23 protein-coding genes and 1 pseudogene are annotated in these 26,089 nt (G+C 63.6%); 5 read left to right on the top strand and 19 right to left on the bottom strand.

Annotated elements, in window-relative coordinates; genetic code table 11:
* Positions 1 to 388: 388 nt before the first annotated feature.
* The 9 genes and pseudogenes from Q8R61_RS10610 to htpX all read right to left on the bottom strand — a co-directional run bounded on the left by Q8R61_RS10610 (position 389) and on the right by htpX (position 8,885).
* Complete coding sequence (locus Q8R61_RS10610) at positions 389 to 3,082, bottom strand: HAD-IC family P-type ATPase (protein ID WP_305536982.1); 2,694 nt, start codon at positions 3,080 to 3,082, stop codon at positions 389 to 391.
* Between the two features lie 13 nt (positions 3,083 to 3,095).
* Positions 3,096 to 3,251, bottom strand: a pseudogene (locus Q8R61_RS14950) (SulP family inorganic anion transporter); the annotation flags it as partial.
* Positions 3,252 to 3,317: 66 nt separating this feature from the next.
* Complete coding sequence (locus tag Q8R61_RS10605) at positions 3,318 to 4,190, bottom strand: DUF6671 family protein (protein WP_305536981.1); 873 nt, start codon at positions 4,188 to 4,190, stop codon at positions 3,318 to 3,320.
* Positions 4,187 to 4,744: a YqaA family protein gene (locus Q8R61_RS10600; RefSeq protein ID WP_305536980.1), complete on the bottom strand. Its 558-nt coding sequence runs from the start codon at positions 4,742 to 4,744 to the stop codon at positions 4,187 to 4,189. Before Q8R61_RS10600 ends, Q8R61_RS10605 begins: the two co-directional genes overlap by 4 nt.
* A 38-nt stretch (positions 4,745 to 4,782) precedes the next feature.
* Entirely contained in the window at positions 4,783 to 5,817 is a 1,035-nt protein-coding gene (locus Q8R61_RS10595) for a YcjF family protein (protein WP_305536979.1), read from the bottom strand.
* On the bottom strand, positions 5,814 to 6,041 hold the full coding sequence (locus tag Q8R61_RS10590) for an amphi-Trp domain-containing protein (protein WP_305536978.1): 228 nt from the start codon (positions 6,039 to 6,041) through the stop codon (positions 5,814 to 5,816). Before Q8R61_RS10590 ends, Q8R61_RS10595 begins: the two co-directional genes overlap by 4 nt.
* Before the next feature lie 330 nt (positions 6,042 to 6,371).
* The gene (locus tag Q8R61_RS10585) at positions 6,372 to 7,340 is read right to left on the bottom strand and encodes a TerC family protein (protein WP_305536976.1); all 969 of its coding nucleotides are present in this window, start codon (positions 7,338 to 7,340) and stop codon (positions 6,372 to 6,374) included.
* A gap of 19 nt (positions 7,341 to 7,359) precedes the next feature.
* Entirely contained in the window at positions 7,360 to 7,947 is a 588-nt protein-coding gene (locus tag Q8R61_RS10580; protein WP_305536975.1) for a hypothetical protein, read from the bottom strand.
* Between the two features lie 59 nt (positions 7,948 to 8,006).
* Positions 8,007 to 8,885 carry a protease HtpX gene (gene htpX / locus Q8R61_RS10575; protein WP_305536973.1) on the bottom strand — a complete coding sequence of 293 codons (879 nt, stop codon included), beginning with the start codon at positions 8,883 to 8,885 and terminating at the stop codon, positions 8,007 to 8,009.
* 140 nt (positions 8,886 to 9,025) lie between these two features.
* Between htpX and nhaR the strand changes: the two genes are divergently transcribed.
* On the top strand, positions 9,026 to 9,931 hold the full coding sequence (gene nhaR, locus Q8R61_RS10570; protein ID WP_305536972.1) for a transcriptional activator NhaR: 906 nt from the start codon (positions 9,026 to 9,028) through the stop codon (positions 9,929 to 9,931).
* Between the two features lie 15 nt (positions 9,932 to 9,946).
* Here nhaR and Q8R61_RS10565 read toward each other — a convergent pair whose 3' ends face one another.
* From Q8R61_RS10565 to Q8R61_RS10550, 4 genes are read right to left on the bottom strand one after another with little or no spacing between them, the layout of a single operon-like run.
* Positions 9,947 to 10,366 carry a putative toxin-antitoxin system toxin component, PIN family gene (locus Q8R61_RS10565; RefSeq protein WP_305536971.1) on the bottom strand — a complete coding sequence of 140 codons (420 nt, stop codon included), beginning with the start codon at positions 10,364 to 10,366 and terminating at the stop codon, positions 9,947 to 9,949.
* 10 nt (positions 10,367 to 10,376) lie between these two features.
* Positions 10,377 to 10,745 (bottom strand): co-chaperone YbbN, encoded by a 369-nt coding sequence (locus Q8R61_RS10560; protein WP_305536969.1) that lies wholly within the window; start codon positions 10,743 to 10,745, stop codon positions 10,377 to 10,379.
* 31 nt (positions 10,746 to 10,776) lie between these two features.
* A complete protein-coding gene (locus Q8R61_RS10555; protein WP_305536968.1) occupies positions 10,777 to 12,135 on the bottom strand; it encodes a sigma-54 dependent transcriptional regulator in 1,359 nt (452 codons plus the stop codon).
* A complete protein-coding gene (locus tag Q8R61_RS10550) occupies positions 12,132 to 13,592 on the bottom strand; it encodes a sensor histidine kinase (protein ID WP_305536967.1) in 1,461 nt (486 codons plus the stop codon). The genes Q8R61_RS10555 and Q8R61_RS10550 overlap by 4 nt, the downstream gene beginning before the upstream one ends.
* 191 nt (positions 13,593 to 13,783) lie before the next feature.
* On the opposite strand from Q8R61_RS10550, the gene Q8R61_RS10545 reads away from it, so the two are divergent.
* Together Q8R61_RS10545 and Q8R61_RS10540 are read left to right on the top strand one after the other, a co-directional pair.
* A complete protein-coding gene (locus tag Q8R61_RS10545; RefSeq protein ID WP_305536966.1) occupies positions 13,784 to 14,350 on the top strand; it encodes a hypothetical protein in 567 nt (188 codons plus the stop codon).
* Between the two features lie 80 nt (positions 14,351 to 14,430).
* Entirely contained in the window at positions 14,431 to 16,485 is a 2,055-nt protein-coding gene (locus tag Q8R61_RS10540; protein WP_305536965.1) for a SulP family inorganic anion transporter, read from the top strand.
* Between the two features lie 12 nt (positions 16,486 to 16,497).
* Here Q8R61_RS10540 and Q8R61_RS10535 read toward each other — a convergent pair whose 3' ends face one another.
* From Q8R61_RS10535 to Q8R61_RS10525, 3 genes are read right to left on the bottom strand one after another with little or no spacing between them, the layout of a single operon-like run.
* Entirely contained in the window at positions 16,498 to 16,800 is a 303-nt protein-coding gene (locus tag Q8R61_RS10535; protein ID WP_305536964.1) for a hypothetical protein, read from the bottom strand.
* 34 nt (positions 16,801 to 16,834) lie between these two features.
* Positions 16,835 to 17,659: a serine protease gene (locus tag Q8R61_RS10530; RefSeq protein WP_305536962.1), complete on the bottom strand. Its 825-nt coding sequence runs from the start codon at positions 17,657 to 17,659 to the stop codon at positions 16,835 to 16,837.
* A 21-nt stretch (positions 17,660 to 17,680) separates the two neighbouring features.
* Positions 17,681 to 19,801: a SulP family inorganic anion transporter gene (locus Q8R61_RS10525; protein ID WP_305536961.1), complete on the bottom strand. Its 2,121-nt coding sequence runs from the start codon at positions 19,799 to 19,801 to the stop codon at positions 17,681 to 17,683.
* A 100-nt stretch (positions 19,802 to 19,901) separates the two neighbouring features.
* Between Q8R61_RS10525 and Q8R61_RS10520 the strand changes: the two genes are divergently transcribed.
* Positions 19,902 to 21,050, top strand: a complete 1,149-nt coding sequence (locus tag Q8R61_RS10520) for a hypothetical protein (protein WP_305536960.1) — start codon at positions 19,902 to 19,904, stop codon at positions 21,048 to 21,050.
* Positions 21,051 to 21,120: 70 nt separating this feature from the next.
* Here Q8R61_RS10520 and Q8R61_RS10515 read toward each other — a convergent pair whose 3' ends face one another.
* A complete protein-coding gene (locus Q8R61_RS10515; RefSeq protein WP_305536959.1) occupies positions 21,121 to 21,318 on the bottom strand; it encodes a CopG family transcriptional regulator in 198 nt (65 codons plus the stop codon).
* A gap of 92 nt (positions 21,319 to 21,410) precedes the next feature.
* On the opposite strand from Q8R61_RS10515, the gene Q8R61_RS10510 reads away from it, so the two are divergent.
* A complete protein-coding gene (locus Q8R61_RS10510; protein ID WP_305536958.1) occupies positions 21,411 to 23,069 on the top strand; it encodes a SulP family inorganic anion transporter in 1,659 nt (552 codons plus the stop codon).
* Positions 23,070 to 23,075: 6 nt separating this feature from the next.
* Here Q8R61_RS10510 and Q8R61_RS10505 read toward each other — a convergent pair whose 3' ends face one another.
* Positions 23,076 to 23,705 carry a hypothetical protein gene (locus Q8R61_RS10505; protein ID WP_305536956.1) on the bottom strand — a complete coding sequence of 210 codons (630 nt, stop codon included), beginning with the start codon at positions 23,703 to 23,705 and terminating at the stop codon, positions 23,076 to 23,078.
* 4 nt (positions 23,706 to 23,709) lie between these two features.
* A complete protein-coding gene (locus Q8R61_RS10500) occupies positions 23,710 to 26,064 on the bottom strand; it encodes a nitric oxide reductase activation protein NorD (RefSeq protein ID WP_305536954.1) in 2,355 nt (784 codons plus the stop codon).
* Positions 26,065 to 26,089 lie beyond the last annotated feature (25 nt).

Raw genomic sequence — 26,089 nt, 5'->3', positions numbered from 1 at the left:
GGACGGCAGCGACCAGTTGATGAACTTCTGGCTGTCGGGGTCGCTGGAGCTTTGGCATACGATCCCACACGGCTTGAGCCCGCAGTGGATCGAAGTCCCCTTGTGGGCAGGCCGGTGCACCCTTCAACTGTCTGGGCCGTATCCGACAGGGCACGATACGCGCGAACAACATCGCCTGCCGTGCCACATCCGGACCAAATTCCGGATACGCCAGCCTAGCGGTGTGCTCGGCGATGAACTCGCGCACCCAGTGCTCCAGCCTGGCTTCATCCGATTCCCTTGCGCATCAGGAATTGCATGGCCGCACCACCCCGGGGCGGCAAGAACCACGCGGACCTGGCCGGCACGTTGCCCATGCCATGATTTTCCGCAGAAGGAATCTTTTTGCTCATATCGCCTTCCGCTGGCTGTATTGCAGCAATTTCAACATCAGCTTGCGGCCTTCATCCAGCAGCAGGATGGAGGAGGCCACCGCGAATGCCAGCCCCCAGTCCTGGGCGGACAATGCCGTGGTATCGAAAATGGCCTGGGCCGGTGTCCAGTGCACCACCAGCGCCTGCAGTCCAATCACCGTGCCCAGTGCCGCCCACAACTTGCCGTTGCTGAAAAACTGGCGGTTGAACGCGGAATGATGCTCGGCGCGTGCGTTGAACACGTTGAAAAACTGGAACAGCACGAAGGTGGTGAACGCCAGCGTCAGCGCGTAGGCTTCGCCGCGGTCCTGCGCGTAGTAAAACAGCCCCAGGGTGCCTACCGACATGGTGATGCCATACATCAGCAGGCGTTTGAAGCGCGCCAGGGACAGGATGCGTTCGTCGGCGCAGCGGGGAGGCTCATTCATGATGCCGGGGCGGCCCGGTTCCAGACCCAGGGTCATGGCGGGCGGGCCGTCCATGATGATGTTGATCCACAGGATCTGGATCGCCGTGAACGGCATCGGCATGCCCAGCAGCTGCGCGCCGAGCACGGTGAGGATGGCACCGACGTTGGTAGAGAGCTGGAAGCGCACGAATTTGACGATGTTGTCGTAGATGGTGCGGCCTTCCCTGACCGCGCCGACGATGGTGGCAAAATTGTCGTCAGTAAGCACCATGGTGGCGGCCTCGCGGGTCACTTCGGTGCCGGTGATGCCCATGGCCACGCCGATGTCGGCGTTTTTCAGCGCCGGGGCGTCGTTGACGCCGTCGCCGGTCATCGCGACGACGTGGCCGCGCGCCTTCAGCGCCTGAACAATCTTGACCTTGTGTTCCGGGGCGACGCGGGCGAACACCACGGTTTCCTCGATATGCCGGGAAAGTTCGGCGACGTCGATGCGGTCGAGTTCCGCACCGCTCAGCACAGCCCCTTCCAGTCCCAGTTCGCGGGCGATGGCGGCGGCGGTGATGGCGTGGTCGCCGGTAATCATCTTGACCTGGATGCCGGCCTTCCTGCACAGGCGAATGGCGTCGCGCGCCTCGGGACGGGGGGGGTCGATGATGCCAACCAGTCCGGTCAGCACCAGGCTGTTTGCCCAGGCCATCAGGTCGCCGGCGGGGTCGAATTCCCGCGCCGGGATGGCACGGCTGGCAACCGCCAGCACGCGCATGGCCTGGCCGGCAAACGCGGCGTTTTCGGCCTCGAACGCGGCGCGGGCCGGGTCGTCCAGCGGCGACTCGCCCGCCGCGCCGAGAAAACGGTCGGCGCGCGCCAGCAGCACGTCGGGCGCGCCCTTGACGAACATGCGCACCCGCTCGCCATCGTGGTGAAAGGTGGCCATGAACTTGTGCGCCGAATCGAAGGGAATTTCGGCGATGCGCGGGCTGTGCTCCGCCGCCGTTTCCTGATCCACGCCGCCCTTGGCGGCCAGCGCCAGCAGCGCGCCCTCGGTGGGGTCGCCGATGAGTTGGCCGTCGCGGAGGCGGGAATCGGAACACAGGGCCGCCGGGGTGAGCAGGGGCAGGAAATCTGGCAACGGATCGCCATTGTCGGCGCGAATGCTGCCCTCTCCGGAATAACCCTCGCCGCTCACGGCAAAGCGCCGCCCGTGGTAGAAAAGCTGGCGCGCGGTCATCTGGTTGAGCGTCAGGGTGCCGGTCTTGTCGGAGCAGATCACCGTGGTCGAGCCCAGGGTTTCCACCGCCGACAGCTTTTTGACGATGGCGCGATTCCTCGCCATGCGGTGCATGCCGATGGCCAGGGTCACCGTCACCACTGCCGGCAGCCCCTCGGGGATGGCGGCCACGGCCAGGGCGATGGACGTCATGATGGTCTGCACCAGCGGATCGCCGCGCAGGATGCCGAGCACGAAAATCAGGCTCACCACCACGCCGGCGATGAGGGCGAGACGCTTGCCCAGCGCATCGAGTTGAACCTGCAGCGGCGTGGCGCTTTCCTGCGCCGCGTCCAGCAGGCCGCTGATGCGGCCCATCTCGGTGCCCATGCCGGTGGCGGTCACCATCAGCTCGAGGCGGCCACGGGTGATGACGGTGTTCATGAACGCCATGTTCAAGCGTTCGGCCAGCGCATGCTCGCCGGGCGGCAGCGCCCCGGCGTGCTTGCCTACGGCGTGGGATTCGCCGGTCAGCGCCGCTTCGGCCACTTCAGCGTTGTGCGACACCAGTACGCGGCCGTCGGCGGGAATTCGATCGCCCGCCTCGAGCAGCACGAGGTCGCCCGGCACCAGTTGCTCGGCGGGAATTTCCAGCACCCTCCCGCCGCGCCGCACCCGGGCGTGCTGCGCCAGCATTTTCTTCAGCGCAGCCAGCGTCGCCTCAGCGCGGTGCTCCTGGTAGAAGCCCAGCGCGGCGTTGAACACCACCACGATCAGGATCACCACCGCGTCCTTGAGGTCGCCGATCGCCGCCGCCAGCACGACGGCGCCGAGCAGCACCATCACCAGCACATTCTTGAACTGGTCGAAAAACTTGAGCCACGCCGGGCGCGGCTTTTTCTCGGCGAGCCTGTTGGGGCCGTGATAGGCCAGCCGCTGAGCCGCCTCGTCAAGAGTCAGCCCCCGTGCCGGGTCGGTCTCGAGGTCGGCGCAGACCTCGCCGGCACTTTGCTCATGCCAGTGCTTGGTCGCGGTGGGTTGTGTCGTTGTCATGTCTCGGTTTTCCTTAAATGGGCAGGACCGGCCTCGCCGTCGGCATGGCCGCGATCAGCGCGCCGATCATCAGCGCATAGTGACCGTGCTTCGGATTGAGTCCAGCCAGAATAGCCGAGGCGATGCCGTCGGGAATCGCGACCAGCGCTGTGGTCAGTCCGGCCGACTGGTCGGCCTTGAGTGGTTTTGGGTGACAGACGCCGCAGGCGGTTCAGCATCGTTCGCTCAGGCATGGTCAGGGGTTGCAATAATCGCAGCGGCCCGGATCGGCATGTTCCACACCGGCACGCGCGCGGGTCTCACGGTGCGCGCACTTGAGACAGCCGTGAATGTCGGCGCGAATCTCCCGCGTGGGCGCGCCGCAGTCGGCACAGGGCAAGCCGCTTAATCGCTCCATCACCTGGAAGCCCGGCGTGCCGCACGCGGGGCAAAGCGAATTCAGTTTGGCCGCGAGGTCCACGGCGGCCAGACGGATGACGTCCATGCGGGTGGGATGGGCATGGGCGCGGAGGTCGTTTTCCAGAAATACCCGGCCGTTTTCCGCCTGCCCGCGCGCCTGGTTGAAAGCCGCTTCGAGCGCCGTCCAGCCGGCGAGGCCTTTTTCAATGCGGGGGTCGTCCTGGCCTTGCGGGCGCACCACCAGGTGATGCTCGGGGAATCCGGCCTGGCAGGCGAATTGCACGGCCTGCGCCCAGTCGTCCGTGAGCAGGTGGGCGAACCGCGTCGCTTGCTGCGCCATGCCCGTCACTTCGATGCCACGCTCGTCGTCGATGAATACCAGCAGCTCGACGTTCCAGGGGAACAGTCCCGCCATCGGATCCGGCCCGAACGCGCCCTCGCTCGCCAGGCCCAGCGGCAGGCCCGATAATTCCATGCCGATGCGCGCCTTCCTGCGCGCCGCTTCGAGCTGCGTGCCGGCGCGCGGGATATCGCGGGCGAAGGTGCCCAGAGTATCGGTATCGAAGCCGCCCACCCACTCGACCCGGCAGCCGAGCGCGGCATCCAGCACCGGCGCGATCACCCGTTCCTTGCCATGCTGCGTGAGCAGAGTGACGCGCCGACCGGAATACGGCCCGGCAACGGGCTTCGCCGGCGCCGGGCCAGTCATGACATGCCCGCCCAGTGGTAGACGATCGCGCCGACCACGACCAACGCGACGGTCGCCCAGCCCAGGCGGTCGATGGTGCGATGCAACGCCGCTTCCATGCGTGCGCCGCCCCAGGCCATCAGCCCGGCAACCAAGAAGAAACGCGCGCCGCGCCCGATCAGCGAGGCCAGGGTGAAGGGCAGCAGCGCCATGGAGAGGGCGCCGGCGGCAATGGTGAACACCTTGTAGGGGATCGGCGAAAAACCGGCGATGAACACCGCCCAGAAGCCCCAGCGCTCGAACCAGCTCACCGCGGCCAGATAGCTGTCCCAATATTTGGAAGCGCGCAGCCAGGGCTCGAATGAATCGAAGGCGAAATAGCCGATGGCATAACCGAACAGGCCACCGGCCACCGAGGCCAGCGTGGTAATTAAAGCGAAGCGCCAGGCCTTGGACGGATTGGCGAGGCTCATCGGCGCGAGCATCACGTCGGGCGGAATCGGAAAGAACGACGATTCAGCGAAGCTCACCCCGCCCAGATACCACGGCGCATGGCAGTGCCGCGACCAGCGCATGGTCCGGGCGTAGAGGGCCGAAAATATCCGCAAGACGTTTAAACCCCGCGCACCATGGCCATGACGCGGCCCATGTCGAGGTTGCCCGCCTGCTGCTGGATCTGCGGCAGGTATTGCGTTTGCATCTGCTTGGCGGGGCCGAGCAGGTTCTGGAACGTTTCTTTAAGCACCACCGTATTCATCACCCGGCCGCCGGCGTAATAGCGCTTGGCGAGCTGCCCCAGCGCGTAGGTGGTGGCAAAGGAGAAGGCCATGCCGGTGGCAGCACTGCCCACCTTGCCGAAGGTCTTGCCGGCGGCCTTGCCGAGCAGGCCGCCCAGCAACTTGCGGCCAAACTGTTCGAGATATTGCGAGGTGAGCCCCACCCCGGCGGCGGCGATGAATTCCTTGATGTGGCCCTGGTCGAGCTGAACCCCGTGAGCCTTGCCGATGCCGTACACCATCTTGATCTGCAGCGGAATGATGGCCATGGACGCCCACGACTGCGGCAGCAGTTCCAAGGCGCCGTTCATCAGCGCGTAGTTGAGGATGGACTTGTCCAGCTCTGCCTCGGTCACGTTCGGCTGCGCCGCCACCACTGCACCCGCAAGGGGCACGCCGGATTCGTAAGGCGGCCTAGCCGCCAACGACTTCGCTGGGCCGGGTGCAGCGGCAACAGCGGTGCCTGCCACGACGGCGGGCGCCGCGGCCTCGGACAGTTCGACGATGACGTCGGCCTCGCGCTCGAAGGCGGCGGCCTGTCCGGCATCGAGCTTCAACAGGGCTTTCAGGTCGTTCAGGAAGCGTTGCTCTGACTCGCTCTGGCGACCGTCGGCGTCGCACACGCACACCGCCATTTCATACGCCAACTGGCGCTCGCCGGGGTCCTGCAACGCGGCGGTAGCGGCATCCAGGCTAACGCGCTTGAGCAGCACGTCCTGGTAGAGGCGCGCGAGATCGGCCCCACCCGCTTCGCCGCCGAGGGACTCGGCGATGCGGCGGATTTCCTCGCGCTCACGGTCGTGCTTGGCGCCGTCGGCGAAGGCGGCGTAGAGGGCAATGGCGAGGATGGATTTCTGCTGTTCGGGGTTCATTGCGGGTTCTCCCATTTGATCTGGAATTCGATTTCCTCCGACGCGCCTTCGCGTTCGTGCTCGATATTGCATATCGCCCGCGCCGGCACCGAAATTCTTTCGCCTGCGATCTGAATTTCAAAGCGTTCGCCCTGTTCGAGCGCATCGGCAAGGCGCCGCAACTTCGCAATGAATTCCGGCAGGGGGTAGTTTTTTTCTACATCGCGTTCGGGTTTGCTGTTCATGCGGGTCCTTTCAGTGCTTCGGCGAGTTCGTGGATCGAGCGTGCCAGGTAGTTACAAGACGGCCATCATGATCATGAGGGAACAATCAGGGGGCCGCGAGTTCGATCAGCCGGCTAGGCTTGGTGGTGCCCTGCATCCACGAAAATCAGCGTGTGGCGACCCTCCACCACACCGGTCGATCACCATTCTGCCTGCCGGCGCATGTCGTAGATCGGCACGTCTTGCGCCAGCAAGGCCTTCAACTGCTCGTTGTCCGCGTTACTGTAGGCGGCTCGGCGCATCCGCCGAGGGCGCCCGCGAGCAGCACGACACCGAGCAAACGCGGAAGCATCACGCCGCTTTCTTGCGCGTGGCGATCAGGCTGGCAATCACGCTCGATCCGATCAAGATGGCCACGATGGCGAGCGAGGCCTGCACCGGTATGTGGTACCAGGGCATGATGAGCATCTTGGTGCCAATGAAGGTGAGCACCATGGCCAGGCCGTATTTCAGCAGATGGAAGCGATCCGCCACGTCGGCCAGCAGGAAATACAGTGCGCGCAGGCCCATGATGGCGAAGATGTTGGAAGTGAAAACGATGAAGGGATCGGTGGTGATGGCGAAGATGGCCGGAATGGAATCCACCGCGAACACCAGGTCGGTGACCTCGATCAGAATCAGCACTAGGAACAGCGGCGTGAAATAGCGCACACCGTTCTTCATCACGGTGAATTTCTCGCCGTGATAGTCCTCGGTGATGCGCAGATGTTTACGCGCGAATTTCAGCACCGGGTTTTTCTCCAGGTCCGGCGTCTTTTCTGCCATCACCAGCATGCGTATGCCGGTGACGACGAGGAAAGCGCCGAAGATGTACAGCACCCAGGAATACTCCCGCACCACCCAGGCCCCTGCCAGGATCATGATGGCGCGCATGACGATAGCGCCCAGCACGCCGTAGAGGAGCACCCGGCGCTGATATTCGGCGGGGACATGGAAGGCGGTGAAAATCAGCAGAAAAACGAAGACGTTATCCACCGACAGCGACTTCTCGATCAGATAGCCAGTGAGGAATTCCAGCGCCTTGCGGTCGGCGACCTCAGGCCCGACGGTGCCCGTCAGGTGCCACCAAAGACCCACGTTGAAAAGCAGCGCCAGACTCAACCATCCCAGCGACCAGCCGGCGGCTTCTTTGACGCTTACCTTGTGCGCCTTGTTGCCGCCGAACACGAACAGGTCCAGCACCAGCATGACCAGCACGAAGGCGATGAAGGCACCCCACATCCAGGGTTCGCCGATGGAGATTGCATTACTCGTGTTCATATCGAATTTCGGTTGTCATTCATTGCAGGGGCGTTTCGATGCGCGCGCTGACGGCGCCCCTGGGCAGTTGCGCAATCTTCAAGGTAATGCGCTCGCCGCCTTTCGTATATTCGTGCGTCTCGGTGGAAGGCGTGGCGGATTGCACGCTCTGAGCGTAGCCCTGCGTGGCGAACCCCTTGGCATAGTGGTCAAGCACCGCGGCATAGTCGGCCTCGCCTTCGTATTCGATCGTGACCTGCTTGCCTTCGCGGTGCCAGTAGGTACGCGCGAGTCCGGGGTAGCGCGCCACCGGGCCCAGATCGGTGCCGGAGACGTCGCGTCGCGGCGGCGAGGGCTTGAGGGCCGGCACGAACTCGCCCAGTTTCTCGCGCGCGCCGGGCACGACCTGCTCCGCCTGCTCCATGGCCCCGCGCACTGCCTCGGGCGCGGCACCCATCCAACCCTGCGCCTGCCCGAAGAACCAGCCGGTCAGCGCCAGAGCGGCCCAGATCAACAGGCCGAACAGCACCAGCAGCCCCACGCCAACGGCGATCCAGGTGCCACGGCGCACCTGGAAGAGCCCGGGTGCGAACTGAGTGGCGAAGGCGAAAAGACCGGGTTTGTTCATGGCGACGCCTCAGCGGTCAGTAGATTTCGTGAGCCGATCCACCACCGCCAGCCGCGCGCTCATTCCTGCACCGCCTTGAGTGCCGCGATCCGCTCTTCCAGCGGCGGGTGCGTCATAAACAGGCGCTTGAGGCCCGACGCGCCGCCACCGGCGATGCCGAAGGCCGCCATTTTTTCCGGCAGCGGGGCCGGATGCAGGCTGTTCAGACGCTCCAGCGCCGCGATCATGTTCTGCCCGCCGGCCAGGCTGGCACCGCCGCGGTCGGCGCGGAATTCACGCTGACGTGAGAACCACATGACGATGATCGACGCCAGAATGCCCAGCACCAGTTCGGCGATGATCATGGTCACCCAAAATGCCGGGCCGTGGCCATTCTCGTTCTTGAACACCACACGGTCGACCGTGTGGCCGATCACGCGCGACAGGAACATGACGAAGGTGTTCACCACCCCCTGGATCAGCGCCAGCGTCACCATGTCGCCGTTGGCGATGTGCGCGATTTCATGGCCGATCACCGCTTCGGCTTCTTCCTTTGTCATCGCATTCAGCAGGCCCGACGACACTGCAACCAGCGCGTTGTTCTTGTTCATGCCAGTGGCAAAGGCGTTGACCTCGGGCGAATCGAATATGCCGACTTCAGGCATGCCGATACCGGCATCCGCCGCGTATTTCTTCACGGTTTCGACCAGCCAGAATTCCTTGGAACTGGACGGCGTATCGATCACCCGCACGCCCATCGATTTCTTCGCCATCCACTTCGAGATCGCGAGTGAAATCAGCGAACCGCCAAAGCCCATTACCGCGGCGAAGATCAGCAGCGAGGTGAGGTTCAATCCCTGCGCGGTGAGGTAGGGCTCGACGCCCAGGATGCGCATGGTGACGGACAACACCAGCACGATGGCCATGTTGGTGGCGAGGAACAGAACAATACGTTTCATGGTGTTCTACTTAAAAGTTCAAATCGTGGGCCAACTTATGGCCTTTTCATGCCCACACAAGAGAATACAGATCGAGTACACACAATAAAATTCGATTTTTATACTGCTATTGTTCGGTTTTACCGAACTGACTCCGCATCATGCTCAACTTCAAGCACCTGCATTACTTCCGCACCGTGGCCAAAACCGGTGCCATCAACCGGGCTGCCGAGAAACTGCACCTGACACCGCAGACGCTGTCCGGACAAATCAGCATACTGGAAGACCGCCTGGGGGTAGCGCTGTTCCGCCGCAGCGGACGCCGGCTCGAACTGACCGATGCCGGGCGCACCGCGCTGACCTACGCTGACGAAATTTTCGACGTTGGCGCCGAACTCGAGGAAGCCTTGCAAAACAACCCGGCCGCCCGCGTCCACCCGTTTCGGGTCGGCATCGCTGACGTGGTGCCCAAGGCCATCGCCTATCAACTGCTGGCCCCCGCCCTCACCCTGGCTGAACCGGTCAAGCTGATATGCCGGGAGGACCGGCTGGAGCAATTGGCAGCCGAGCTCTCCATTCACCGGCTCGACATGGTGCTGGCCGATCGTCCGCTGCCGACCACCATGGACATCAAAGGCTACAGCCACCCGCTGGGCGAATGCGGGATCGCCTTTTTGGCCGCCCGCGCCCTGGCACACACTCTGACGCCCGGCTTTCCCGCCTGTCTGCACGGTGCGCCGCTGCTGATCCCGGGCGCGGACAGTGCGCTCCGCGTGCCCCTGCTGCGCTGGCTCGAGCGCAAGGGACTGCAGCCCACCATCGTCGGCGAATTCGACGACAGCGCCTTGATGAGCGCGTTTGGCCAGGCGGGCGCCGGCGTATTCCCGGTGCCGCTGACCACCGCGCCGGACGTGATGCGGCAGCACGACGTGATTGAGCTGGGGCAGACGCTGGAGATCCGCGAACGCTTTTTCGCCATTTCTGTGGAGCGGCGATTGAGCCATCCGGCGGTGGTGGCGGTCAGCGAAGCAGCGCGGCGCCGGTTTCAGCCACGGAATGCGGACTGATTCCCAGGCGTCTACTCAAGCTGCCGAATCGTCCAGCCAGCACACCGCCTCGGCCGGCGTCAGGATCCGGAATTGTGGCGCACAGCGGCGGCGCAGCTTGATCAGCGCCCGATCCTTGCTCACTAAGCCCTGCGCGCGGACTGCCGCAGCCAGTTCGATGAACTGCTGGTCATCGGGGTCGCTGCAACGCGGCAGGCCAACATCCACCCCCACGGCATCCGTCTTAATCGCCAACGCCTGATAACGCGCAAACAATTTCGCCTGTTGCGCCAAATCCAGGCCGAATTCCGGATAGGCCAGCACCCGCCGCCACTCTGCCAGCATGCTGTCCGATACCATGCAGCGCACACGCCCGTCTTCCAGCGCAAGCCGCAGGGGGCGTGCAGCCACATCGTCGAAATGCAACATGTCGAGCACCACGTTGGTGTCGATCACCCATAATGGCTTATTCAATATCGGTGTGCTCGGCGATGAATTCGCGCACCCAGCCTTCCGGGCGGGCGCTGGAAAAACGTCCGACGATCTCGCCGCCGACGAATAGCAGCACGGTGGGGAAACCGCGCAATTCATAGCGGCCGGCGAGCTTCATGTTGTCGCCCTCGTCGACCTCGACCTTGGCCATGCGGATTTTCCCGGCGTGGTGCGCGACAACGCGTTCCAGCACCGGCGTCAGCGCGCGGCAGGGCGGACACCAGTCGGCCCAGAAATCGACCAGCATCGGCACACCGCGCGAGGCTTCGATGACGTCGCGGTCGAAATGCTCAAGGTGGGTGTCGAAGACGTAGTCGGAGGCGGTATGAAGCGGCGAAGTCATACGAGAAATCCGTAGCGAAAGGCCGCCATTATCAGTCATTCACGCCGTATTTTTTGAGCTTTCGCCACAGCGACACGCGGTCGATGCCGAGCATGCGCGCCGCCTCGCTGCGGTTTCCCCCGGCCAGCTTGAGGGCCTGCAGAATGTGGGCCTTTTCCTGTGCTTCCAGCGTGGCGGGGGCCGCCGCCAATTCCGGGGCGAACACGCGCACGGTCAGCCGGCCCAGGTGCTGCGGCAGATGTTCGACGTCGAGTACCTCTCCCTGCGCCAGCGCGACGCCGCGTTCGATGAAATTGGACAGCTCGCGCACGTTGCCCGGGTAGTCGTATTCGACCAGGCGCTGCATCGCTTCCGGCGTGATTTCCTCGACCGGGCGGTCCATCGTCACCGCGAACTTGCGCAACAGAAAATAGGCGAGCAGCGGGATGTCGTCACGCCGTTCGCGAAGCGGCGGCAGGGATAAGGTAACCACGTTGAGTCGGAAATAGAGGTCGTTGCGCAGGTGGCCGGCCTCGACCGCTTCCCGCAGGTCGCGGTTGCTCGCCGCCAGCACGCGCACGTCGATCTTCACCGGCTCGACCGCGCCGACGCGCAGCACCTCGCGCTCCTGCAGCACGCGCAGCAGCTTGACCTGCACTGACGGCGGCAATTCGGCTACTTCGTCGAGGAAGAGCGTGCCGCCATTGGCCGCCTCGAACAGGCCGACTTTGCGCGCCTGGGCGCCGGTGAAGGCACCCTTTTCGTGACCGAACAATTCGCTCGCCGCCAGATCCTCGGACAGCGCGCCGCAGTTGAACGCGACGAAAGGGCCCTGCGCGCGGCGGCTGCTCCGGTGGATATAGCGTGCGAGCAGTTCCTTGCCGGTTCCCGACTCGCCATGAATGACGACGCTGCTGTCGCTGGTGGCGATCTGGCGCGCGGTTTCCAGCAACCGCTGCATCCCGAGATCCTGAGTGATGAGCGTGTGCGGATTCTGCAGCTGCTCAATTCGCAGTTTCAGATCCTGGTTCTCGCGCTTTACCCGACGCAGTTCGAGCGCGGCGCGTACCACCTCGCGCGCCTCGGCAAGGCGGAAGGGTTTGGCGAGGTAATGGTAGGCACCCGCCTTCATCGCCTCAACCGCCGAGTCGAGCGAGGCGTGGCCGGTGATCATGATGACCGGGACGCCGGGATAGCGGGTGTGCACTTCGCGCAGCACTTCCATTCCGTCGATGCCGGGCATCTTGAGGTCGGTGAGCACCAGGTCGAAGTCGGTCGTGCGCAGCGCGGCCAGGCCAGATTCGCCGTCCTTGCACGCGGTGACCGCATAGCCCTCGCGCTGCAGCACGTGCGTGAGGTTGGTCAGCGCGATCGTCTCGTCGTCGATTAGCAGGATGCGGGTTTCGTTCATGGTGTCTTGTCCTTGGGGCCGGGCAGCCAGATCGAGAAGCGGGTGCCGCCGGCCACGGCGGCGTCGAGCACGATGCAGCCCTGATGCTCGCCGACGATTTCCTCGACGAGATAAAGACCAAGGCCGGTGCCCTCGCCACTGGTACGGGTGGTGATGAAAGGGTCGAAAATGTGTTCGCGCAGCTCGAGAGGAATGCCCGGGCCGTCGTCTTCGACGCTGATCCGCACGGCCGGGGGCGACTCGACGACCATCGCCGGGTCACCCACCAGCAGGGCCCCCTCGGCAAGTTCGGCCTCCCAGGCCTGAAGCGCTGCGCTCACCGTGACGTGCCGGGCGCCAGCGTCGGCAGCGTTCTTGATGAGGTTGATGAAGACCTGATGCAGGCGCTCGCGATCGACCTCGATCTCGATCTCGGCCATCGTCCCCACGCAGACCTGCACGCCTGCCGGCAACTGGCGGTTCACCAGCGCCAGCGAGGATTGCACGAGGTCGGCCAGCGCCAGGCGCTGCCGGTGCAGTTTGGGCTGACGCACGCTGTCGAGCAGGCGACGCACGATGCGCCGGGCACGCTCGGTTTCACTGTCGATCTGCGTCAGCCACAGGCGTTTCATTTCTGCGTCGCCCGCCGCGTCTTCCTCGAGCAGCAATTGCGCCGAGGTCGAGATGTTTGACAGCGGGTTGTTGAGTTCGTGCGCCACCCCGGACACGAGCACACCGAGCGCCGCGGCCTTCTCGTTGCGCCGGGCCTGATCCTGTTGCTGGCGCATGTGCTTCAGCATCGCATTGAAGGCGGTCACGAAGGACTGAATCTCCTGGTCGCCCGCGGACTCCGGCAGGACGCGCGCGCGGCCTTCGTCGATGGCGTGGAGCCCCGCCTCGAGCTCGCGCAGCGGACGCACCACCCGCCGCACCAGGAAAAGTCCGCCGGCCAGGCCCAGCGCGACCACGCCGGCGAACGCCAGCACCAGCAGCAACGCCGCCCGCTGTGTGGCTTCGGCCAGCAGCTGGCGCTCGCCGCGCGACAGTTCGTCCGACGCCTCGCTGAGGTCGTGGCCGAGGTCGCGAATCACGCCGCGCGCCGCGGCCTGCTCCGACTGACTGAGTAAAGGATAACGCGCGAGTTCGGCACGGTAGCGCCGCACGAGGTCCTCGATGGTGCGTTGCATCGTCTCGCCGCTGATCGCCGCGAAGGTCTCCCGGTTGTCGATGAGCGTTTGGCGGGTGGCGTCGATCTGCATCAGCAACTGGTCGAGGCTCGCGTAATCGCGATAGAGAAACAGGTTCTTTTCGTCGCGGCGCATTTCCAGCGTGGCCTCGCGGAAATCGGTGATCACCTGTCCGGCCTCGATCTGGCGATTGAGGTAATGGAGGTCAACAAAGACAACGACGGCGAAGCCCAGCATGACGAGCTTGGAAAACCCGTAGGTGCGCAGGATTTTGTTGCGGAGGCTGGGCATGGCGCAAAGCCGGCTAACAGAATGTTGCATATTACAACACATGCAACAAGTACCGCTACAGTATGCAACAGTCCGGCGACCGGGCCATGATGCGAAAAATACCTATCATTTTGATTTTTATCAACTTAATTGCTGGCACGGCACGTGCAAGGGCAAGGGAGAGACCACAACCGATTAACCAGGAGCCCCAGATGAAACTGACCCAGGACATCCAACGCATGTTGAACGCCCTCGCCCACGCCAACGCCGGCGAAAATCTCACCCGGCAGCAAAAGGACCGGGCGCTCTCGGGCAGCGCGGTGCCTGTGTCCCAGCCTGCGCCGAGCACACCCGTCGCCGCTGGCCCCCAGATCGGCCTCTATCTTGGCAGCGAATTGCCTGCCGACGTCATGCAATATGTCATCCAGACCTGCGGCCGCCTGCGGCACGGTCTGCGCGTCCTGACTTTCCGGTCGGCGAACGAAGCCGAAGCGTTGCTGGCTCCCCACCGGGAAGCGCTCGCGGCGGCCGGCATCCGCATGGAACTGAGTCTGCTGGCCGGCGAGCCCCCCTCCGCGCTGGTCCATGCGCTGCGCAAACGCCCCGACGTGGCTTTCCTGATCTGCAACGAAGCGGGCTATCTGGGCCGCAGCCTGTTGACAGGCAGCATGCGGCGCGACGCCATTCCGGTACCGGTCGTGCTGGTCGCCACCGCCGATGCAGTCACCCGCACCAGCACCTCGTCTGTGGCGCCGGGCGCCGCAAGCCGCGCGGCCTGATCCTCCCCGCACACGATCGTCTCTCATGCCTGCGCGCAGGCATGAGAGGATTGCTTTTTTTGTTTTGAATGCATGCACCCATGTTGAATCGTCTTTTTCCCTTCCTGCGCTGGTTTCCGCTGCAGGGCGAGTCCGTACGCAGCGATCTCGTCGCCGGCATCACGGTTTCGCTAATCCTCATTCCGCAATCGATGGCCTACGCGACGCTGGCCGGTCTACCGGTGGTGTACGGCCTATATGCCGCCTTCCTGCCCGTCATGATCGCCTCCATGTGGGGCGCATCGCGCTTCCTCCACACCGGACCCGTCGCGCTGCTGTCGCTGATGTCGGCGGCGGCGATCGAACCGCTGGCAAGCCGCGGTACCGACGAATTCATCGCACTGTCATTGACGCTCGCGCTGATGGTGGGCGTATTGCGCCTCGCCCTCGGCGCCTTCCGCATGGGCGTGCTGATCAACCTCGCTTCGCACCCGGTAATCAACGGCTTCACCAATGCCGCCGCGCTGATCATCGGCCTGTCGCTGCTCAACACCTTTATCAACGTGCCGATGCCGCGTTCTGACATGTTCCTGCGCGACCTCTGGCATGTGGTGATGCAATTTCCGCTGGCGCATTGGCCGACCATCGTCTTCGGCGTCGGCACGCTGGTGGCGATGTCGTTGCTGAAGAAATGGCTGCCCCGGCTGCCTGGCGTACTCGCGGTCGTCGTTCTCGGCACCGTACTCAGCGCGGCAATCGGCTTCGAGAAAACGGCCGTGGTCGCACCCGAGCAGATCGTCGATGCGGAGGCGCGCACGGCCTACACCCAATACGCCCAACTGGAAGCGGCACTCGCCCGCAACAAGACCGCGCAAGGTGAGGTGCGCAAACAGATCGCCACGCTCGCCAAGACCCTTGCTCACGACTACACGCTGGAATCCGAAGAACTGCGCCTCCTCGGTGAGGAGCAGAGCCTGAAAAAACAACTCTACGGTCAGCGGGTCGCGGTGTTCCGCTATGCGCTCGAGCCCGTCACGGGCGCGGACGGCACGCTGCGGTATCGCGCGGCGGCCGAGCACGACTGGACCACGACGCCCTGGCGCTTCGCCGGAATCACGGACGGCAAGTTCCGCCTTTCGGGCGGGGGCCAGGTGGTCGGCAATATCCCCGCCGGCCTGCCCAGCTTCGCGATCCCCGCGATGGATCTGGGCGTGATGAGCGGTCTTTTGGGCACCGCCTTCATCATGGCGCTGATCGGCTTCATGGAAGCGACCTCGATCTCGCGCGCGCTCGCGGCCAAGAGCCGCGAAAAGCTCGACCCCAACCAGGAGCTCATCGGGCAGGGGCTGGCCAACATCGTCGGCAGCTTCTTCCAGTCTTATACGGTATCGGGCTCGTTCTCACGCTCAGCGGTGGCGGCGAAGTCCGGCGCGCGCACGGGACTCTACGCGATCATCAGCGCGCTCGGCGTCGTCATCGTGATGTTGTTCCTGACCAAGTATTTCTATCACCTGCCGCAACCGGTGCTGGCGGCGATCGTGATGAGCGCGGTGTTCGGCCTGATCGACTTCAAGTCGCTGCGTCATTCGTGGAACGTGCGCCCGAGTGACGGCGTGGTCGGTCTGCTCACCTTCCTCGCCACGCTCGTCATGGCGCCGCAGCTTGCAAACGGTGTGCTGGTCGGGGTGGTGCTCACCATCCTGCTATTCCTGCACGGCGTGATGCAGCCGCGCAGCGAGGTGCTGGGGCGCACCCGGGACGGCACGCTCGCCGGCGCGGCGAGCCACGACCTGCCGCCGATCAGCGAGCACTACGTGGCACTGCGCTTCGACGCCTCCCTGGTGTTCATCAATTCGGCCTTCTTCGAGCAGGCCGTGATGAAGGCGCTCAGCCAGTTTCCGCAGGCGAAGGCTGTGCTGGTGATCGGCAACGGCATCAATCAGATCGACGCCACCGGCGAGGAAAAACTGCGTGCGCTCGCGACCGATCTCAAGCGAGCGGGCGTGACGCTGATGCTATCGGGTTTGAAGAAACCGGTAAGGGAAGCGCTGGCGCGCGCCGGACTCGACGAGGCGCTGGGCCGGGAGAATATTTTCCTGAGCAAGGCCATGGCCCTGGAGACGCTGGCGAACCATTACGATCGCGTCGCCGCCTGAGCCGCGAGGTCCCTACTCGTCGTCGCCGAGCTCGGGATTCCAGCCGAGCGATTTGGCGCGCTCGGTCGCCATTTCATAGAGCTCGGTATGGCGCTGACGCAGCTCCGGCGGAAGGAAGCTCGGCAGGCTGCCGTATTTGTCCCATTCCTGTTCGACCTCACCCATCACTTTCTGCATGCGCTGCAAATCCCATCCAGCGCAGTCTTCCGTTTCCGGCAGGATGCCGAAGAGCCACGCATCGAGGACGACCCGCGACAGCGTGGTCATACCGTGGGAATCCTTATGGAAACCCGGATAGGTCATCTTGTTTTGCATGGCGTTCTCAGTCAGTCAGGATTGGGGGGCGAGATCACTCTGCCCACTTGCCGAGATAGGCATTAATTACTTCAAGCACGGCTTCGGCCTTGATGACGAGGCCGAGGTCGATCATTTCCGAGCCCATCACCAGGCCGTGGTTGTTGGCCGGCACCGGTGCCGGCACCAGGTGGTTGGCTTCCTCGCGGAAAAACACCGCGGCCACCACGCCGGCAAACAGGAATTTCTTGCTGTTGCCCTGGCTCGGCCGCATCACGTCCGTTTGGTAGACGAACACCGGACTGCCGCTCGAACCGGGATACACCGCGGCATCGATGAGGAATTCCTTGCGCCCTTCGAAATCGAGTGCCATCGGCGTCGCAGTGGTGCCGCGGCGCAGGATGGGCATCAGGTTGGTCTGGTCCCATACGCCGCTGGGGTAACCAACGAACAGCACATCCTCCAGCGCGTCGAACCCGCGCTGGGTCGCGGCGTCGGGTGCGAGACGGCTGTCGATCGCGTGGTAATAGAGTTCGACGCCCTGGTCGTGTGCCGCCTGCTCCAGCGGCCGCATCGGAATGATCGCAAGGTCGACCTCTGGATCGGGATGCGTGAACCAAGCGTGCGGGAAATCTTCGATGTTGAGCTGAAAGCGCTGGCCAAACACCGGCTGGCCGTTGCGCTTCTGCGTGAACACCAAGCCGCCGCGGCGCACGCCGTCGACCAGATGGCGGTTGGTCACGATGAAGGTGTTGGTTCCACGCGGATGCGTATGGCTCACGACGAAGGCGGTACCGGACCCCTCGCTGCCGTCCTCCAGCACGGTATCGACCCGTACGGTGTTGAACAGCAGCTTCTTGGTGATGGAGTTGATTTCCATACTCGCCTTTCCTCGACGCGCTTAGGTAGCGGCCGGCTTCACTGCACAGAAGAGATCGTCGCGGGCCGCGTCGCCGAGGCGCTCATAGATCGAGGCAATCGCCTGGTCTACGGTGGCGAAGATGTTGTTCTCGCCGACCGCCTCGATCAGACGGGTCTGCCGCATGCAGTCCAGCACCTGTTTCTTGAGTCCGGAGAACACCAGGGTGATACCGTTTTCATGCAGGCGTTCGACCAGATGGTGAACCACCTCTTCGCCGGAGGCATCCATCTGGTTGATGCCGTCGCCGACGATCAGCACATACTTGACATTGGGCCGCTCGGCCAGCGCTTCGAGCACGGTGTCCTCGAAGTAGGACACATTGGCGAAATACAGCGAACCGTCGTAGCGCATCGCCATGATGTGCTCGCTGGTCGGCAAGTCGGGGTTGACCTTGATGTCACGCAGCGTGCCATCGCTGTAGCGGCCGAGCAGCGCGACGCGCGGCTTCATGGTGCGCAGTAGGAACAGCACGATGGCGAGACCCGCACCGACCAGGATGCCGCTGTCGAGGTGCGGCGCGAAAAAGATGGTCGCGAAGAAGGTGACGATGGCCGCGGCGCCGTCGTGCTTGTGCGCCTTCCATGCGTGCTTCACCGCCTCGATGTTGACCAGCCCGCCGACCGCCATGATGATGATCGCGGCCAGCACCGCCTGCGGCAGGTGATACAGCAGCGGCGTCAGGAACAGTAGCGCGACCAGCACGATCAGTGCCGTGAACACGGCCGACAGGCCCGAGGTCGCTCCCATGTTGATATTCACCGCCGAACGCGAGAACGAGCCCGAGGTCGGGTAGGACATTGAAACGCTGCCCGCGAGGTTGCCAAGACCCTGGCCGATAAGCTCCTGGTTGGGGTCGAGCCGCTGCTTGGTCTTGGCCGCCATCGCCTTGGCGATTGAGATCGCCTCCATGAAGCCCACCAGCGCGATCACCAGCGCCGCCGAGAAGAGCGCGCCGAGCTTGCTCATGTCCAGCGTGGGCAGGCTGAACTGCGGCAGGCCTTCGGGGATGCTGCCGACCACTTCGCCGCCACCGACAAGCGTAAACCCTTTGTCATTGACGCTGCGAATGCGATATTCGGTCTCGTCCAGCTTGGCCCCCGCAGGCGCCATGCCGGCCGGATACACCGCGAGCGTCGCGCCCGTTTCATCGATCTGCTGCACCACCGGGATCATGCGCAGGCTCTTGCGCTCGCTCGCCGACACTTCTTCAGCGTTGCGCAGCGCGATCCGGGCGAGCCCGACGTCGGCCTCGAGATTGACGGCGTTTATGCTGTCCCCGGCCTTGGTCGCCACGGCGAGCGCATCGTTCTTGTCGGCGATGACCGCATTCAGATGATTAACCTCGGCGACGGCCCGTAGCGTGCGCTCGATCTGCGCGCGCAGCTCGGGATTGGCCACTTGATCGTGCGTCGCGCTCGAATTGCGTTCGAAGCCGATCGCCCACGAAATCAGCGTTGTCAGCACCACGGCCACGAGTACCCCTGGCCACTTCGGCACATATTTCTTCATCGCCCACATCAGCAGCATCGCCCCAACACCCATGACCAGAGTCGGCCAGTGGGTGTCGCCGATCTGGCGGAACACGCCGATAATGTCGTGCATGAAGGATTCGCTGCGCGGCATCGACACGCCCAGAATCTTCGACACCTGCGACAGGCCGATGATGAGCGCGGCGGCGTTGGTGAAACCGACGATAACCGGATGCGACAGGAAATTGACGACCACGCCCAGCTTGAACACGCCCAGCACGAGCTGGATGACCGCGACAAGGAAGGTCAGCATGATCGCGAGCGCGATGAATTCGTCGCTGCCGGGCGCGGCCAGCGTCGCGATCGACGATGCCGTTAGCAGTGAGACCACCGCCACCGGACCCGTGGCCAGCTGGTTGGACGAACCCCACATCGACGCCACCAGCACTGGCAGGAACGCCGCGTACAGGCCGAAATAAGCAGGAAGTCCCGCGAGTTGCGCATAGGCCATCGACTGCGGAATCAGCACTAGCGCAACGGTCAGGCCGGCGAGAAAGTTGATCTTGACGTCGTCGCCCTTGAGCGGAAACCAGCGCAAGAACGGCAGGAAACGGTAAAGCTTGGGATTCATGGGTTACAGCGCCGGCCGCACCAGCGTCGTCCTGTCAGGCGGTTGATTTAAAAAGCTTGCTATTATAGCAACAAGTCCATTTTTACTAAGCTCAAAGCCCATGTTTTCCCATCGCGCAAGCATCGCCAGCGCCCTCCACAGCTTTCGCCTAGACGGTCGCATGCTGTGCTACACCAGCTTCGTTCCCAAACTTTATAACTGGTGCCTGTCCTTGGGCTTTACGCCCGGAAAGATCATGCCGTCGCGGGCGTTCTGCTCGGACGAGAGCCAGGGTTTCCCGATCATCCTCCTCGCCAAGCAATTCGGTGCGTTTCCATTCAATCACGGCCGCGTCGGCGGCATCGTCTCAGTCGACCGCCACGGCCCGCACGCCGACCACGGCAAGGACCTGCTGCTGCTGCAGGCGAGCCACGTCGGTTATGAGCCGGACAGCGGCGAATTCGGCGTCTACCGCCGCCTGCAGTCGGAAAACGAGCACCTGAGCTGCAGCTGCGGCAAGATCGGCCGCATCATCGAGTGGTACAAGACCGAGTACGACTACGCCTGCGAGAACATCCGCCTGCTGCGCCACGAAGGTCAGCTCGCCGTGCTCGTCGACTATCAGCTGATCGCGAGCCCGCGTCCGCAAGGCCTGTTCCTCATTTTCGAGAACTTGGTGCAAGGCGCGGTCGGCGAGGAACTGCCACCGCCGCTGTCGACGCGCAGCACCGGACACATCTTCGCCGCGTCAAGCCAGCTGATCGCCCGTCTCGGCGTCGACACCTGGCCGCAGACCGACAGCGTCGCCATCAGCCAACACCTCGCGGCGGAGGATTTCTACTTCCGTCACAAGGGCGGCTATCTGGACCCGCTGCAGGACCAGCTCGAAAACAACCTGCTGGCACCCATGCCGTGGATCCTCACCTCCCGGCACCCGCTGCTCACCGCGGCGTGCGCCAACACCATGGTCGAGTTCGACCGCACCTTCCGCAGTCTGGTGCAGTCCTCGGCGATGACCGGGCGCAATCTGGTGTTCCTTGCCGGGATTAACATCGACATTTCGCCCAATCCCGGTGAAAACTTCCCGCTCACCAAGTTCGTGCCCTGGGCCGCCTACCTGCAGCATGCCGACGGCCGGCGCGAGATTCTCGAGCAAGATGAACTCATCGAACGTCTGGGCAGCGTGCCCGGCACCAATTCAGCCCAAATCGACCTCGAACATTCGATCGAAGTCATGTCGAACAAGCCCGAAGTCGAAGTGCGTCTGTAATTCCCTCGCCGCCGCGCAGCGCGATGCGGCGAGACGTCCGTCCCACCTGACAGCCTGACTCCTACCCCTTCTAGCGCCCCTTGCGGTCCGCGGCCGGCTTGCGCGCGCCGCTCGGCTCCCATTCGACGCCATGGGATTCGAGGTATTCGCGGATCAACCGCCGCACCACCTGTGAAGGCGTGACGTCCTGTTGCGCGCACAGCTGCTCGAAGGCCTGCTTCTTGGCCGGATCGAGGAGGAGGGTCAGGCGGGCGGTCTTGAGTTCCATAAGCGATTGCTAAATTACAATGGAATGATAATAATATGCTCGTCCGATGTGCATTGCATGTCAACCCGTATTTGCCCGAAAGGAAAGCCCGCATGATCGCCCTCCTCGAAGCCCACCGCGCCGGGCTGTTCGCGCGTAGCCAGTGGCTGTCGAACATCGCTGCCGGGGTCGTCGTCGGCGTGGTGGCGCTGCCGCTCGCCATGGCTTTCGCCATCGCCTCCGGCGCGCGACCCGAGCAGGGCATCTACACGGCAATTTTCGCAGGCGGCCTGGTCTCGCTGCTCGGTGGCAGTCGGGTGCAGATTGCTGGTCCCACCGGCGCCTTCATTGCCATCCTCTCGGTGATCACCGCGAAATACGGCATCGCGGGGCTGCAGGTGGCCACCCTCATGGCCGGGGTCATACTCTTGCTGATGGGCTTGGCGCGCATGGGCAGCGTGATCAAGTTCATTCCCGCGCCGGTGATCGTCGGCTTCACCGCCGGCATCGCCGTCATCATCTTCGTTGGACAGTGGGGGGATTTCCTCGGCCTGCCCAAGGTCACCGGCGACCATTTCCACGACAAATTCTGGCATCAATTACAGGTGCTGCCCCAAGCGCACTGGCCCACCGCCGCGCTGGCGGTGCTGAGTCTGCTGCTGGTGATTTATTCGCCGCGCATCTGGGGCCTGTCGAAGATCCCCGGCCCGCTGGTCGCGATGGTTGCCGCCACCCTGATTCACGTCGCGTTTGACCCGCCCGGTGTGGCGACCATCGGCACCGCCTTCGGCGGCATCCCGGCCGGCCTGCCTCCGATCACCCTGCCCGACCTGTCGCTCACGCAAATGATCCTGCTCATCGGCCCGGCGTTCACCATCGCCATGCTCGGCGCGATCGAGTCGTTGCTCTCGGCGGTCGTCGCCGACGGCATGACCGGCACCCGCCACGACTCCAACCAGGAACTCATCGGCCAAGGCATCGCCAACATTGTTGCGCCACTGTTCGCCGGCTTCGCCGCCACCGGCGCGATCGCGCGCACGGCAACCAATATCCGCAACGGCGGCACCAGCCCGCTCGCCGGGCTGGTGCACGTCGCCACGCTGGTGGCCGTGGTGCTGTTCCTGGCGCCGCTGGCGGCGCACATTCCGCTCGCCGCGCTGGCAGCGATCCTGTTCGTCGTTGCGTGGCACATGAGCGAGGTACACCACTTCGCCGACATCCTGAAAAAGGCGCCGCGCGCCGACCGCGCGATCCTCGTCATCACCTTCCTGCTGACGGTGTTCGCCGACCTCGTCGTTGCGGTGAACGTCGGTGTGATTCTGGCGATCCTGCACTTCCTGCGGCGCATGGCCGAGGTGGTGGAAACGAAGGAAATGGACACCCAGGCGTTGCAGTCCGAGCTCGCGCAGCACGGCGTCGAACGTCTGCCGGCGGGCGTCATGGTCTACGAGATCGCGGGGCCGATGTTTTTTGGCGCAGTAGAGAATTTCGAACGCGCGCTGCTGCAGACGCACACCGACCCGAAAGCGCTCATCATCCGGCTGCGGCGCGTTCCCTTCATGGATATCACCGGCATCCAGACGCTAGAAGCGGTGATCGGGAAACTGCGCAAGCGGGGCATTCAGGTGGTGCTGAGTGAAGCCAACCCGCGGGTTCTGGGCAAGCTCCGCCGTGCAGGCGTGACCGGTAAAGCGGGTACGCCGGATTACGCCGACCAGTTCATCGATGCCATCAACCTGCTCGGCACCGCCACGTCGGCACCGTCGGCCTAAGGCCGCTTATTCCCGCGTTGCGCGCTGGTTGATCTGCTCGATGGCGTGAACGGCAGCGCGTTGGGCCTCTTCGGCCTCCGCCTCGCTGCCCATCATGGTCAGACGGCCGAAGTTGCCGAAAGGCTTCACGTCGACCAGCGTGACATGGGCTGCCTTCTCCGCTTCGTTGGCGGCATAAACGGCATAACCCGCCGGCTCGACTTCGAGGATGAACATGCTCTTGCCGGGCAGGATCATCGATCCCTTGCGCAACTGGCGGTTGATCAGCGTGGTGTGATCCGGCGTCATGCCGCGGATGATCTCATTCCAGGCGATCCGGCAGGCCATCCGCGTATCCATGGTGGTGTTGAGCTGGCGCAGGATGATGTTGCTCGCTTCCATCACCTCGCTCTGGTTGCGGTAGTGGATCTCCATGGAACCGAAGGAGCGTTCGACCACCTGCTCGCCGAGGTGAACGTTGGTCTCCTTGAGTGCGATGTCGGACAGACGGTGCACCGCCATGCCCGGCGCGACTTCGATCCACACGCAGGCGTCGCCCGGGACCGGCAAGAAGCCCTGCGAAGACGTGGCGAGATACGACGCCAGCTGCGGTTGCAGCGAGTCGATGAAAACGAAGGTGCGTAGCGTGATATCCATGCAATTATCGGGTCAGCCCCATGTAGAGCATCGGGAGCTTTTCAGGCAGACGCTCGACCTGGTCGAGTACGGTGAAATTCTTTGCGCCGAAGATGCGGGACACATACTGGTCGGCGTGCGGGTCGAGTGATAGCGCATAGGTGGTGATGCCGTCGCGTTGCAGTTCCTCGACCGCGCGCTTGGTATCGAAGCGTAGGTACTGCGGATCGCGCACGTCGTTGTCGGCCGGTTCGCCATCGGTGATGACGAACAGAACCTTCTTGCTTTTCGGCTGCAATTTGAGTTGCGCCCCGGCATGGCGCAGCGCCGCGCCCATGCGGGTGGAATACGAGCCCTTCAGCCCGGCGAGGCGTGCCTTCACCAAGTCATTGTAGGGCTTGTCGAAGTCCTTGAAACGGTAGTAGTGGACGTCGTGACGACCATCCGAGCAAAAGCCGTGCAATGCGAACGGATCGCCTATGCGATCGAGCGCATCGGCCAGCAAGACCGTCGCCGAACGCGTCAGGTCCATGATGCTGTAGTCCTGACCGCGCACCTTGTCGTTGGACGACTCCGACATGTCGAGCAGCACCATCACCGCAAGATCACGCACGTTGCGCTTGTAGCGCATCATGATGCGGGTATCGGGCTGGATGCCCATGCGGATGTCGATCATGGCGCTGACTGCGGCGTTGATGTCGAGTTCATCCCCGTCTTCCTGACGGCGAATGCGCTGCATGGCCTGCGGGATCATCGACTCGATCAGATACTTCAGACGCGAGATCACCGGCTTGTTGTCGGTGATGATCTTCTCGATCACCTCCAGTTCGCCCAGCGGCGGATGACGCTCCAGCACGGTGGCCCAGCTCGGCCGCTCAAGCTGGATCTGGTAATCCCACTCGTGATAATGGTAGGGCTCCGAAATCGGAGGGCGCCCTTCGAGTTCGTTGATTGTCACGCCTTCCTGGTCGAGATAGAACGGCGTTTCCAGGACCCAGATTTCTTCTGCGTCGTCGCCTGCGTATTCGTTGTTGACCTCGTTGACCATCTCCATCAGCGAGACTTTCTTGCGCACCTGATTGCCGCCCCAGGTCGCTTCCAGCGCCTCGGCTTCGTCGTATTCCTCCGACTCCCACACCGTGCGGTTGTCGTCGCGATAGATCGCGCGCAACCCATCGGTTCGGACGTTGAACTCCGGCAATGGGAACTGGGCCAGCGCATGGGCAAGTTCGACCCCGATATTCCAGCTCACCTGATTGGAAGACAGATCGGTCTCCGCACGGAACAGCCGCACCCCTTCCTGCACCCACGGATGCGGGTCGTTCGAATCCAGGTCAAGCAGCGCACGCGCCAGACGGTTCAACAGATCGCCCACGGACTGCGGCTCGCTGGTGTCCAGCGGCGGATGCAATGCCAGCCACGACGCGCGCATGTTGGGAAAGTCCCGGCAGGCGAGTTCTTCCACGCGAGCGTCTTCGATGGCCTCGATAATCGCCATCTGCGTGGTGTTGAGCATCTGCATCGACAGCGGCGCGCCGGTGTGCACAAGGTGCGCCGCACAATGGTTGGCCGCGGCTCGGTAAATTTCCAGGCCTGACACCCGGGCTTCGTCGGGCGTGTCGTCGCCAAACGGCTTGTAGTCATCGAAAGCGTCGGCGATATAAATGACGAAGCGCTCGATGTAGGGCTTCAGGCCTTCACGGACTTCGTAATCGCCTGAGGTCGGGCGCAGAAAGAAATCCCTTCCCCACATGGCGCGCATATAGATGTTCAGGCGACGCTGAACGTCAACGAATAGCGTGCCTTTGCGCTGCTGCTGAAGCACGCCCATCGAATCAGGCGTGGCGAGAGAGAAGTAGCCGACCTGTCCGTCAAAATCTGCCTTGTATGCCTGCGCACCCCACTGTACCCAGCGGCGCAGACCGCCTAGCGTCAATTGCGACAGCAGTCGTTCCAGGTTTTCCAGCATCGGGCGGAGCCCGCGCGGTGCTTGCGCCAGCACGATTTCGAGCACGTTGAGATAGGCGCGAAACAGGTGCTCGTCCCCGAGGCGCTGGGCGGCAAGCGGCGCGGTGGCCACGATCAGCGTCAGTACCTGGCCAGAGGTTTTCGACGCCATGGCCATCAGGAAATTGACGATATCGGGCAGCACATCCTCGCCAATGGCGCGACTGACTTCCGGCATTTCCTGGATGTAGGTGACGACAATTTCCTCGCCGCGACCCAGATTGTGTAGTGCGACCGCCCCTTTCAGGTAGTTATCCAGCCCGCGGGACGAGAACATCCGCGCCGCCTCGTTCCAGGAGGCGCGCAAAACGTCCTGCGCGTCCGTCGGCAGGTCATCGAGAACCTGTTGGTACTCTTCTAGATGGATGGCCATGAAAGTCGGTTCGGCAACGCGACGC

Source organism: Thiobacillus sp. (genome assembly GCF_030696885.1).
Taxonomy (GTDB): Bacteria; Pseudomonadota; Gammaproteobacteria; order Burkholderiales; family Thiobacillaceae; genus Thiobacillus.
This window is presented reverse-complemented; position numbering and strand designations above follow the sequence as displayed.